Source organism: Luteibacter anthropi (genome assembly GCF_011759365.1).
Lineage (GTDB): Bacteria > Pseudomonadota > Gammaproteobacteria > Xanthomonadales > Rhodanobacteraceae > Luteibacter > Luteibacter anthropi.
Map to the genome: position 1 here is coordinate 87,389 of NZ_JAARLZ010000011.1, position 11,921 is coordinate 99,309.

The 11,921-nt window shown below is 62.0% G+C and carries 9 protein-coding genes; 5 read left to right on the top strand and 4 right to left on the bottom strand.

The features are described 5' to 3' along the window. Positions 1-17 precede the first annotated feature (17 nt). Together HBF25_RS18020 and HBF25_RS18025 are read right to left on the bottom strand one after the other, a co-directional pair. Complete coding sequence (locus tag HBF25_RS18020; protein ID WP_166950891.1) at positions 18-2,954, bottom strand: type 2 lanthipeptide synthetase LanM family protein; 2,937 nt, start codon at positions 2,952-2,954, stop codon at positions 18-20. A gap of 25 nt (positions 2,955-2,979) precedes the next feature. Then, positions 2,980-3,168 (bottom strand): DUF6229 family protein, encoded by a 189-nt coding sequence (locus HBF25_RS18025; protein WP_166950894.1) that lies wholly within the window; start codon positions 3,166-3,168, stop codon positions 2,980-2,982. Between the two features lie 213 nt (positions 3,169-3,381). On the opposite strand from HBF25_RS18025, the gene HBF25_RS18030 reads away from it, so the two are divergent. Together HBF25_RS18030 and HBF25_RS18035 are read left to right on the top strand one after the other, a co-directional pair. After that, on the top strand, positions 3,382-5,043 hold the full coding sequence (locus HBF25_RS18030; protein ID WP_166950897.1) for a cyclic peptide export ABC transporter: 1,662 nt from the start codon (positions 3,382-3,384) through the stop codon (positions 5,041-5,043). Positions 5,044-5,181: 138 nt separating this feature from the next. Beyond that, positions 5,182-6,903, top strand: a complete 1,722-nt coding sequence (locus tag HBF25_RS18035; RefSeq protein WP_166950900.1) for a hypothetical protein — start codon at positions 5,182-5,184, stop codon at positions 6,901-6,903. Between the two features lie 85 nt (positions 6,904-6,988). Here HBF25_RS18035 and HBF25_RS18040 read toward each other — a convergent pair whose 3' ends face one another. Then, entirely contained in the window at positions 6,989-7,960 is a 972-nt protein-coding gene (locus tag HBF25_RS18040) for an omptin family outer membrane protease (protein ID WP_166950902.1), read from the bottom strand. Positions 7,961-8,283: 323 nt separating this feature from the next. Between HBF25_RS18040 and HBF25_RS18045 the strand changes: the two genes are divergently transcribed. After that, positions 8,284-9,843 (top strand): S10 family peptidase, encoded by a 1,560-nt coding sequence (locus HBF25_RS18045; protein WP_166950905.1) that lies wholly within the window; start codon positions 8,284-8,286, stop codon positions 9,841-9,843. Between the two features lie 91 nt (positions 9,844-9,934). On the opposite strand, the gene HBF25_RS18050 is transcribed toward HBF25_RS18045, so the two are convergent. After that, the gene (locus HBF25_RS18050; protein WP_166950908.1) at positions 9,935-10,417 is read right to left on the bottom strand and encodes an MEKHLA domain-containing protein; all 483 of its coding nucleotides are present in this window, start codon (positions 10,415-10,417) and stop codon (positions 9,935-9,937) included. Between the two features lie 235 nt (positions 10,418-10,652). Between HBF25_RS18050 and HBF25_RS18055 the strand changes: the two genes are divergently transcribed. Then, positions 10,653-11,360: an alpha/beta fold hydrolase gene (locus tag HBF25_RS18055; protein WP_166950911.1), complete on the top strand. Its 708-nt coding sequence runs from the start codon at positions 10,653-10,655 to the stop codon at positions 11,358-11,360. A 99-nt stretch (positions 11,361-11,459) separates the two neighbouring features. Then, positions 11,460-11,918, top strand: a complete 459-nt coding sequence (locus HBF25_RS18060) for a MarR family winged helix-turn-helix transcriptional regulator (RefSeq protein ID WP_166950914.1) — start codon at positions 11,460-11,462, stop codon at positions 11,916-11,918. Positions 11,919-11,921: the final 3 nt, after the last annotated feature.

Genomic DNA, 11,921 nt, shown 5'->3' on the forward strand with positions numbered 1-11,921 from the left:
CATGATCCTGTTCCACATCAGGCGCTTTCGATTTCACGCTCCCTGCGCATGGCCGCTGACGTGGCCTGCATGCGATATTCCATCAGCAATGGCGAAGGAATGCGGCTGTCCCGATGCATGCGGCACAGCTGCAGGATCGAGCCGGACACGCCACTCATCAGCCCCGGATTGTAGGCATCTCGCGCGAGGCCACCGACGATGCCGTGTTCCTCGATGCTGGAGAGGATCAGGGCCATGCCGGGCATGGCGGCTACGGGCACCAGCGACGGATCGATATGCGCAGCGCGCTCCAGTAGTTCCCAGGTGCTGAGGTCGCCGTGGCATAGCGTATGGCTGTGGCCCCAGCCACCGCGCGCAGCGGCGGCGACGGCGCGGCGCAACGCATGCAGATGACGCGGGTGGCGTGTGCGTTCGTAAAGATCGCATGCGGCGAAACCGATGCCGACGCTGCCATGACACCAGCTGTCGGCGAAGTCGCGGCTCTCCGGCTTGCGGACATCGAGCCAGTTTGCCGACGGCTCGTGGTAGAGGGATTCCTCGAAGTCGAACGCCAGCTCACCCAGGGCAAGCCAGCGATGGCGATCGTCGTCACTTCCCGCATCGCTCAGGCCCAGCCGCGTCAATGCCCAGCCGGTGCCGGTGGCGCCGTGAGCGAAGCCACCCAGGGGTTCATCGAATACGGAGGCCGGCCAGCGCGCGCCCTGTTCGTCGATGATGGCTGTCGATTCCAGATACCGGCCAGCACGCGCGGCCACGGCCAGCCAGCGCCTGTCGCGCGTGGCTTCGGCAAGGTTGAGCAAGGGGACGATGGCACCGCTCACGCCTTCGAGGATGTCGAGGATCTGTTCGCCTTCGAATTGCCTGGCTTCCAGGCGCGCGGCCTGCTCCACGGCATCGTGCAGGTAGCCCGAGTCAGGGCGCAGGTGGTCGAGGGTGAGCCACGCCTGCACCTGCGAGGCCAGGCCGACGAAACCACCTACCGCATCGGTGTCGTCTATTCGCTCCGATGCCCTGAGTACGCGAAGGGCACCTTCAAGGGCTTGCTCCAGTCCTTCCACAGCATCGGCGCGGCCGCTGTTCATTTCCTCGATGTAGGACGCCAGCGTAACGGCGATGCCACTCATGCCGACGTAGAGGTTGGGTTGCAGCGTGCGCATCGTCCAGCCGCTGCGGCCGAGCACAGGGCTGATCCATGTGATGGTGCCATCGTCGCCACGTACGGAAAGATGCAGGAGCTGCTCGATGGTCTGTCGTGCCAGTTCCCTCCGGCGCCGGTCCAGATCCCGTGCATGCGGTTGGCGGGCCGCCAGATCGTAGGGGAGGCGTTTGTCGTCGTTCAGGCGCACGTTGAGATGCGCCGTGACCAGCGCACCACGGATGGTCAGTTCTTCCAGCTCCACGCGCATGCTGGCCCAGGCCTGGAATACTTCGTCAAGCTGGGCGCGATCGAGCATGCTGGCGAACACCGGAATGTCGCCGAAGCGCAGGTCATCGATTTCGCAGGCGATGATCGCCGGATCGGAAGGTGCCATGGGCATCACCTGCGCATTGCGTGTCATCAGGTCGTTGGCGCGGTCGATGGCCGCCTTCTCGTCATGCAGCGATGCCGGGTGCCAGAGCATCCGCATCACTTCCACATAGGCCTGCGTGGGGCGCAGGATCTGCCGGATACGACAGCCGACGAAGGCGTGCAGCAAGGGCATCAGGGCGCCACGGCGGTGCATCTGCATCAGCCGTTCGGTCAGTGTGAGGAAGCCGGTGACGATGTCTTCCCAGAAGCGGGAAATGTCGGGGTTGTCGCATGGGTGGTTCCTGGCGGCATCGATGTCGACGCTGACGAGCCCCACGCGTGCTTGGGTGGTGCCCGCGTTGATGATCTTGGGCGCCTGCACCTTCGGTTGTTCGCCCTGCAACGCGCCGATGGCGGAAATGTCCACGCCATCCATGCCCAGTGTCGGCGAACGGAACGGCGCCAGTCCGGTACGCAGTACCGACGAACGGATCAGCTCCTGGGCCAGGTCCACCGCTTCGCCCTTGCCCGTTGGTGGCAGGGGGAACTCGATGACGAAGAGGCTTTCCACGTCCACCACGTAAGGGGTGATGGACGATGCGATGAGGTTTTCGTAGTGGATATCCGTACCGCCCAACAGGCGCATCACGGCCAGCCAATGCCCGATATTGCGGTAGAAGACCGTCAGCTCGCCATCGTCGGCGCAATAAATATGATCGACGTGATGGGCCCAGCCATAGCTTCCCCGATCGAGTACGGCTGGTACGCGAATACGCGTGGCATCGCCCTGGAAGATCGTTTCGAGGAAGCGTTCGAGGGTGGCGTCCACGCGCAGCGAGCGCGGCTTGTACATCAGCGTGCCGCCGGCGAAGCCAAGCTTTGCGACGGATTGTCCCGATTCGTGGACGTCGCCTTCGCCAAGATGCAGCGTATGCAGCGCGCCGAGGTCGGTGCCTGCGAAGGTGGCGAGCAGGTCGCGGTCGGTGTGCAGTCGTTCGAGCATCGCAACGATGGCACGGCGTTGCTGGTCGAGGGCGCGGAACAGACGGGGGGCGAGTACGGGGTAGCGGCGACCTAATGCAGCGATGAAATCGGCGGTCAGCGCTTTTTCGATGAAGGCGGCAAAGCGCTCTTGTTCCGTTCCGTCGGGAAGTTCGCCGCCGAGTTTCGCGGCGTGCAGTTCCAGAAGCAGGACGCGGTTGAGCTTGCGCTCCGCGTTGGATATCAGGGCCTTGTCGGCCACTTCGGCAACACGTTGGCGTTCCGTGTCGTCCAGGCCGGGCTGGGCGGAGATGTCCGCGGCGAGCTGCCGACGCACGTCGGCCGAAAGGTAAGCAATGACCGGTGCGAAGGCGTTCAGCGGCGCGGAGGCGTCCATGGACTGTCCCGTGAATCCCGAAAGGGTGCCCGGTGTGGGCGAGAGATAGCCGTGGCGGCCTGCCACGGCTATCGCCACTACCGCTGGTCAGTTAGCAGCAGAAGCCCGGCCGGGAGGCCGTACACGAGCTGCAGTTCGTACCGATGGCCACTTCGGGGTTGGTCATCGCGTTCATCGTCTTGGCCAGGCCCTCGGTGTAAAGCGAGCCCGCCGGATTGTCGTACCCACCTACGCTATCGGCACCACTCAACCAACCCGCAAGGATCTTGTCGGTCTGCATTGGAGTACTCCCTGGTGTTATGGGTCTGCGCCCGGAACGAGAAGGACGTGCATCGCAGCGGGCGCTTCTGCGACGACGCCATCGGACCATTCTGAAGAGTCCCGGACAAAGACATGGGAGAACTTGCCGAATTTACATGTAAAACGTGGCAGGTAATTTTCGTAGCCGTCTGGCACGATGCCCCTGACGCCACCGGAGGGGATGGACGTATCGATGATCCTGAGACGTTTCATCCTGCGGCATAAGACACTGGTTTCCGGTGCCGTGGCGCTGTCGGCCACCAGTGCGCTGGCAACCATGATGCTGCTCTCGCACATCAACGAGATGGCCGCCCACGGGCTGCCTGCCGATCCCGTGCGCACGCTGCTTGCAGGTGCCGGCTGGCTGCTTGCGGTGCTGGCGGCCAGCACGGTGTCGCAGTTCATCCTGGCGCGGCTTGGCGGCGAGCTTGTGGCGCAGCTTCGCCTGGATCTCTCCCGTCGCTTCATCGAACTGGAGTACGAAAAGCTCGCCAACGACAAGCACACCATCTTCGGCTCGCTCATCGAGGATGTGGCGAGCATCGCACCGCTGGTGCTGGTTGCCCCTTTGCTGGCCTACAACGTGCTCCTGGTGGCGCTGTACACCGTGTACCTGGGGAGCATTTCCCTGCCGTTGCTCGGCGTGCTGCTGGCGTTCCTCAGTACCACCATGGCCGCATCGCTTGTGCTGGAACGATTCCTTCGACGAGGCTTTGATCGCCTGCGTGAGGCCAATGAAAAGGTATTCGAATACTTTCGTTTCCTGAGCGAAGGCAAGAAGGAGATGACGCTCAATACAGAGCGGGGCAGGCATGTCGAGGAGGCGCTGATCCGTCCGGCCATTGATCATGCGCGACGGCTCACTGTCCAGGTACACACCGGACTGGGCTTCAACGAAGCCTGGTCGTCGGCCGCGCTCTATGCATCCGTATTCGTCATCGTCTATCTCGGCTATGTCGTTCTGTCGCTGCCGCAGGCGACTTTGCTCCGTTTTGTCATCGGTGCATTGTTCCTGAGCGGGCCGGTGGCTTTCATCGTCAGTGCAGCGAGGCAGGTCGGTGCAGGGACGGCCAGCCTTCGCCATCTTCAGAAGGTGGGTCTTGATCTGGATCGCGATGCCTTGCCTGCGTCGCACCGGGTGAATCGCGGAAGCGAACCATGGCAAAGCATGGCTCTGCGTGGCGTCAGCTATGCGTATCCCGGCGAGATGGATGGGCGTATTGCCCTGGGACCCCTCGACCTGGAAGTCAGCAAAGGCGAGCTTCTTTTTATCGTGGGAGGCAACGGAAGCGGAAAGTCCACACTTCTACTCCTTCTGGCCTCGCTGATCACACCCCATACCGGTGAGCTCATTGTCGACGGTCTCGCGGTCGGGCTGGACCGTCGGCGGCACCGTAGCCGGTTCACCGGCGTGTTCGGCGATTTCTTCCTGTTTCCCCATGTGCTCGATGATCGGGGTGATGTGCTACCTGATGAGCGGACCAGGGCCTTGCTGGATTCGCTGGGTCTTGGCTCTGTGGTGAGCGTAGAGAACGGCGAGCTATCGAAAATCACGCTTTCGACGGGGCAACGCAAACGCCTTGCCCTGCTCCAGTGCTACGCCGAGGATCGCGAGATCTTCTTCTTCGACGAGTGGGCCGCCGACCAGGATGTGCATTTCCGCGACTATTTCTATTGCACGCTGCTTCCCGAACTCAAGGCAAAGGGCAAGACCGTCGTGGCCATCAGTCATGATGACCGCTACTTTCATGTCGCCGATCGGGTGATCAAGCTCGACGCAGGCCAGATCGTCTCCGATACACGGCAGCGTCGCGGCGTGGACCTTCCAAGGGAGTCCGTGCTCTCCCCGGAGTAACTCCTGTGTCAGGCCGAGGTCGCTGAGGGCAGCGCGCCTACACTCCATGGGGCCAGGAAGCGACAGGTCTGAATAGGGGGCTTGCGTAGCATCCACCGGCAATGGCCGTGACGGCCGATGTGGCCCACTTCTATCCCCATGCCTCTTGATCTTCCTCTGGACCACACTCCTTCTGCCTATGTCGCTTCGCAGAAACAGACGGTCCTGCAATCCGATGCCGAGAACGTTGCGGCGGCTGCATGGCTCGATCTGCGCCAGGATGGCGCGTTCAAGCGATTCTGCCGGGACTACGACAGCGATCCGGATTCCTTGACAGCGCATCCTGATGGAAGCTTCTCCCTGCAAAGTCCGGTGCCGCACGGAATGCTGGTCACATTCTTCCGTCCGTTCGGCATCAACGGGCAGCTGGCCGTGCCCTTCTCGGAGATGGCGGATGCATTTCGCTGGAGGCCATCGCTGGACGTCCTGTTGCGTCACACGTACGCCTTGAACAGGGACGTGGGGCGCGACGACATCGGTGTCTCCAGAATCAATGGTGTTGAAGCCATGGATATGCTTCTGCGCGCAGGGCCGGTAGCGACCGATGCCGGTGCCCGGGCATCTGCCTTCAAGTTTCTTGATGTCTTTTCCGCGTTGTACCGGGGTGACGAAGAGCAAGCGTCGCCGCCCGTCACCCTTGCGACGTTTTCCCACCGCTTTCAGGCAGACGCCAATCTACGTTATCTCGCGGGCTGGATAACCAGTCAGCCTGCCGACACCCTGCCACCACGGGCCGCGCTGAAGGCTGTAGGGAAACTTGCTAGGATGGTGCAGCAAGCCTACGTGGCGGACCTGCCGCTATCGACTGACGAGTCAACACAGACAAGGGAGTACTTCATCGATTACGTCAGGCGGCGTGTCGCTCCTGCGGCGGTTGCCGACCATATCCGCGTGGCACCCGGAACGATCGATTTTGCAGCCGATGTCCTTTATTGGACAGCCAGCGACGAGGCACGCATGCGGCCGCTTCCCCTGTGGCCTGTGCAGGTACCGGTACCTCCGGAAACGCCATATCCGTTCGTTGATTCCCGGGCCCCCACTCCTGCATCCGTGGACAATCCTGCGCCGATTGCACCGGCACGATCCCGTGTCAACGACACGGAGCATGGCATACGACATGAAGGGCGAGAGCATGCCGACGTCGTTTCGTCGTGGCCCATGGTCGCTAAGGTGACCACTTTCGGAGGAGGTGTCGTTGTGCTGAGTGCGAGCGTCAGTACGGGGCTGACGGCTGTGCAGAAGGCCGCCGTGGTATCCGTCGGGAATGCGGCTTCGCTGGCCGGCGTCTCGGTACTTGCCATTGTGGCTCCCGGGGTGGGTCATACGCTGGGCGTCGTGGGTACCTCCGGGCTGTTGTATGCCAGTATCGCCGACTACCTGGCGTCGGCAGGTGTTGCACCCGCGCTGGCGAAAAGTGCGGCGATCGTCGAGGTATCGGGGGTCTACATCCTGGTGGGCGTGGGCCTTGGGGATAGTACCGATGCCTTGCTGGCCCTCGCCCGGAATCCCGGGTGGCGGGAAGCCCTGCGCTTGTCGGCGACCATCCTGGCCACCATCGGTACGATGTCGGCGGGCGCCCCTGCGGCTGACAAGGCCGACACGTTCAACGTAGATGACGCGCGGTATGGCTTCTTCAGCGAGCATCCTGATCTCTCCGACCGGCTTGGATACTCAGGCAATGGCGTCGTCCTGGTCAGCCAGGGCGTATTGCAGACAACGGACGATACGGTCTCAAGGCGCGACGGCGAGCGCTCGTTCTGGGATATCTTCTTGTCCTCTTACGATCCCTCCGGCACGCCACGCGGTACGTTGTCCCAGTGATCGTAACATTCGGGAAAAAACACCCGGCGCCCTGTTTCCCCACAGTTGCGCCGGGTTCCGTCAAGGAGACGGAAATAGATGAGGCTCAGAATCGATATGAGGCGCCAAGGTTAACGATCATGCTTCGATTCGACATGCTGGCACGGAATGCCACGGCTTCGCCTTCGATATGTCCTTTGCCCAGGCCTTTCTTTTCGTAATACTTCTCGTAGCTGGTCCGGGCGAAAAGTGACCATCGGCTATCGATGGCGTAGTCGGCCTTGATCGATGCGGCAATCATCTTCGAACGGCCGCCTTTCATTCCGGAGACGTACTCTCGTTCGATGTGATTGTCATGATCCTTGCCGCGCGCCCACAGCGAACCTGAGATCTCGCCGGAGAGAGTCAGCTTGCCTCTTTGATAATCGGTACCCATGCCGAGGTAGGGCGCTCGCCAGCGCTGCGTATATTTCACGCCTGAGCCGTCGTTGTCGTAACCGACCGTGTCGCGAAAGGATTCCGGATCGAATGCCTCTTCGGGGTCGGAAGACGAATAGATGTAGCTTCCCTTCGTGGCATGCCATGCCAGCTTCTTGAGTCGATATCCGGCTACGGCACGAAACGCGAAGTCACCCGACGAGGCGAAGGTGTAGCCGACGCGTGTGTCCAGGCCATAAGCCGTTTTCAGGCGCGTATCGCCATGCCGAGAGTAATCGGTCCATTCGTTGATGCCGGCATCCCTGCCGAGCCAGTCATAGTCGGTCATGAGCGTGTTGCCCGACTTCAATCTCGTCCATGCCTGGGTATCCCACGACCAGCGGTCGTTGATATGGAACCTGAAGTCTGCCCCGATGACCGGCGCGGCTCGTGTGCGCCAGTTCAACTGGCTCAGGCGCTGGCCTTCGTCATAAACCCTTTCCGTTGACCGGTTGTTCAGTACGCCGGTGAATACGTCGACACTGAAACGCTGGTTATCGGCGACGGTTCGCCGCGTGCGGGTGTCGATATCGCCTGCTTCGGCGAAGGGAGCTGCAAGCGCGGCGAGGGAGAGAAACGCTGCTTTCCGGGATGCTTTCATGATCGGTCATTCCTCGTAACTGGTGTGGTGGCCTGGGGAAAGCCACCTGTCCAAGCTATCGGTGACATGCCGCATACGCATATAGGATTAGTCCTAAAAACATGACCTTGTGTCTTCATATCGGTGATTGGAGACGGTGCCGCATTGAGAACGAGGCAGATCGGTGCGGATCGATCATGTGTCCGGGCGTTTTGTCGCAGTGACCTGTCGAAATATCGTCTTGTATGACCAATGGCACGGGGGCACGGAAGCTGGCCGGGCGTTAATGGAGGGGATGTCCATTGCCTGGACAGACGCATTGAACGCTTATTGCTGGATGTCCCATGACGTATCCGATATCGCCCTCACCCGATGCCCGGGTTTCGTATTTCTCAGGCAGGCAACGCCTGCGTTGGTTCACGATTCTGTGCTCCGCCGCCCTGCTTGCATCGCCGCATGTTTTTGCGGATGACAAGAAGCCCGATGCGTCGGCGCATGAAGACAAGAAGCCCGAGCAGGACCTTCCGCCACTGCCAGCCGACAAGACCATCCGGCAGAGCGTGAATGTCGATGGGCACAGCCTGTCCTACGAGGCGACGGTGGGCACCATCGTGGTGCGCAACGACAAGGGCAAGAAGATCGCCGAAGTGGTCTATACGGCCTATGTGGTGCCGCATAAGGGGCCGGGCCGTCCTGTGACGTTCGCCTTCAACGGTGGCCCTGGCGCCTCGTCGGTGTACCTCAACATGGGGGCCATCGGGCCGAAGCGCGTGCAGTTCGGCATGGATGGCAATGCGCCTTCCGATGCTGCCGTCACCAAGGACAATCCGGCCACCTGGCTCGACATGACGGACCTGGTCTTCATCGATCCGGTAGGCACGGGTTTCTCCCGCTCGCTGGAAGACGACGACGCCACCAAGAAGGACTTCTACGCCACCGAGACGGACATCAAGTACCTGTCCCGCGTGGTCTACGACTGGCTGGTGAAGAACGGCCGTCTTCGCGACCCGAAGTACGTGGTGGGTGAGAGCTACGGCGGCTATCGCGCGCCTCGCATCGCCTACACGTTGCAGACCAGCATGGGCGTGGGCGTGAACGGCCTGGTGATGGTGTCGCCGTATATCGATCCGGCGGCCATCGGCGACGGGGATTCGCTGTCGCCGCTGCCCTGGATGATCAACCTGCCGTCGATGGCAGCCGGTCACTTCGAAGAGCAGGGCCGGTTCTCGCCGCAGGCGGTGCAGGAGGTCGAAAACTACGTCCGCAAGGACTTCGTGGTGGACTTCCTGGCCGGGCGTTCCGATCCCGGCGCCGTGGGCCGCATGGTACAGAAAGTGGCCGGCTATACGGGTCTCGATCCCGCGCTGGTCGCGAAGCTCGATGGCCGTGTGGACATCGGTACCTTCCTGCGCGAAGGCCATCGCGCCGACAAGAAGATCGGCAGTGTGTACGACTCCAACGTGACCGCATGGGATCCGTTCCCGGGCTCGGCCCACCGGCAGTCGGGCGATCCGATCCTGGAGGCGATCATCGCTCCGGCGACCAGTGCCATGGTGGATTTCATCACCCGCGAGGTGGGCTGGAAGGCCGATGCGCATTACGAGGCGCTGTCCGACAAGGTGAACGAAGCCTGGGATCGGGGCTCGCCGGACGACAAGCCGGTGGCCGACCTGCGCAAGGCCATCGCGAATGACCCGAACATGCATGTGCTGATCGCGCATGGCTACAACGATCTGTCGTGCCCCTTCTTCGCGTCGCGGATGATCCTCGACCAGATGCCGGCGTTCGGCCAGGCAGAGCGGGTGAAGCTGGCGATCTATCCGGGTGGCCACATGTTCTACGGCCGGCCGGACAGCAATCGTGCCTTCAAGGCCGATGTGCGCGCGATGTTCGGTAACAAGTAAGTCAGGCGTGCGCGGGAGCAGCATGCTCTCGCGCACGCTGCCTGTTCATGCTCGCATCGACGTTCTGTGTCGGGTAGAACCTGCGTGGCGCTTAGCAGCCCGTGACCGGGATATCGTCGGGAAGATATCGCACGGAAGGAATCATCGCCGCCTGTCCTCGATGCGTGCCATCAGCATCGGTGAGCTGCCACACCGTGACGTTCTCAATCCAGAAACGACGCCCGTCGCGGGTGATGCGGATGCCCCGGTAATCCGAGACATAGCCGTGCCGACTGACCTGGTCGAGAAACGCCTGGCGCTCGCCCTGTTCCGGTGCTTCGGCGGACAGGCGCGAGGGCAGGGCGGTGATTTCCTCCCAGCTGTAGCCGAAGATGCGCTGCACGCGCTGGTTGCCGTAGACGAACACGGGATCGGGCAGCGTGTTGTGGGCCAGGATGCCGAAGGGAGCCGCCTCGTAAAGCCATGCAGCGCCTTCCTGCGGGGTCAGCCCTTCGGGCACAAGTGACTTGCCGGTAAGTCGCCGATGATTGTCTGCCAGCAGGATGAAAAAATCGGGATCTTTGTGGAGGGACATGGAAAGCTGCCGTGTGGTGGGGATGTCCCAGTGATAGGTGCGAGGGGGCATGGCCGTCATGTCCGAATGCCTCATCGTTGACGGATTCCGTGTTCGTCAGGCCCGGCCCATGCTCAACCTCCGTGATAAATGAACGAACATCATGGGAGGGAATAGCAAATATCACTTCAATCAGCCGATATTCGTGAGTGCCCGTGTTTCTAGGATGGTTCCATTTCCGACGATGGAGTTATCGATGAACGCTTCGACCTTTGTGCTCGTCCCTGGCGCATGGCACGGCGGATGGGTGTGGAACACGGTGGCCGCACGATTGCGTGCCCAAGGACACCGCGTCACGACACCGACCCTATCCGGCATGGGGGATCGCCGGCGTGAAGCAACGGCAGACATCGGGTTGTCCGATCACATCGACGATCTCGAAGCCCATCTCTTCATGGAAGGCCTCGACGAGGTAGTGCTCGTAGGCTGGAGCTATGGTTCCTTTGTGGCGGCAGGCGTCGCCGCACGGATGCCCGGCAAGGTACGGGCAATCATCTACCTCGACGCCATCGTGCCGTCGTCCGGCCGTTCGGTGGCGGATTACGCGGCCCCTGCCACGAAAGACTTCCTGGCGACGCTGGCCGCCGAATCGCGCCTGCTGGCGCCCATGCCCTTCGATGTCTTCGGCGTGACTGATGCCGACGTGATCGCGCATGTGCAACCGCGTCTGGTCGACCAGCCACCGCGAACCTTTCTTGAACCACTGTCCTCGATCGTCGGCATCGAGGCGATTGCGCAGGCCTACGTGCACTGCATGCGCACCAACATCCCTTCGGTACGCGAGGGCTACGAAGGATTTCGCAATGCGGGGCGCGGCAAGGTGATCGAATTGGATGTGGATCACCACTGCATGCTGACGGCGCCGGAGGAAACGGTCCGTGCCCTGATCGAATGTCTGCCCTGACCGGGGTTGCCGTGAAATTGATCCGGGTAGAAATGGAAAACAGCCGCCCCTGAAAATTTTGCTTGTCTTGGCAACTAATAGGCTTCTATCATTTTCGCCATGAAGCCTCGCGACAAGCTCTACATGCGACTGACCACCCTGGTGCCGGCCACGAGCCGGCGCTGGATGCGGCTGGTCGACCTGCGCCTGGGCGACATGGACATCACCTCGGCGAGCGTGGTGCCTCTCATCTTCATCAGCCGCTCGAAGGGCGGCATCAACCAGGTGACGCTGGCCGAGCAGGTCGGCGTTGTCGGTCCCACGCTGGTGCGCACCCTGGACAAGCTCGTGGAGCTGGGCCTGGTGGTGCGCGAGAACGATCCGGACGACCGCCGCGCCAAGACGCTGTGGCTTACCGAACGAGGCCAGGAGCTGGCCGATGTACTGGAGGCGCGGCTCATCGCCGTGCGCCGCGAGGTATTCGACCGCCTGCCTCCCGAGGACATCGAAGCGGCGGTACGCGTGCTTCAGACCCTCGAGGATGTCGTGGGCGGCGAGCGGGACGACGCAGACAGCTGAACC

Coding starts and splice junctions, on each gene's coding strand:
- HBF25_RS18025 (WP_166950894.1), bottom strand. CDS start 3,168: ATGCAGACCGACAAGATCCTTGCGGGTTGGTTGAGTGGTGCCGATAGC.
- HBF25_RS18050 (WP_166950908.1), bottom strand. CDS start 10,417: ATGTCCCTCCACAAAGATCCCGATTTTTTCATCCTGCTGGCAGACAAT.
- HBF25_RS18040 (WP_166950902.1), bottom strand. CDS start 7,960: ATGAAAGCATCCCGGAAAGCAGCGTTTCTCTCCCTCGCCGCGCTTGCA.
- HBF25_RS18045 (WP_166950905.1), top strand. CDS start 8,284: ATGACGTATCCGATATCGCCCTCACCCGATGCCCGGGTTTCGTATTTC.
- HBF25_RS18030 (WP_166950897.1), top strand. CDS start 3,382: ATGATCCTGAGACGTTTCATCCTGCGGCATAAGACACTGGTTTCCGGT.
- HBF25_RS18035 (WP_166950900.1), top strand. CDS start 5,182: ATGCCTCTTGATCTTCCTCTGGACCACACTCCTTCTGCCTATGTCGCT.
- HBF25_RS18060 (WP_166950914.1), top strand. CDS start 11,460: ATGAAGCCTCGCGACAAGCTCTACATGCGACTGACCACCCTGGTGCCG.
- HBF25_RS18055 (WP_166950911.1), top strand. CDS start 10,653: ATGAACGCTTCGACCTTTGTGCTCGTCCCTGGCGCATGGCACGGCGGA.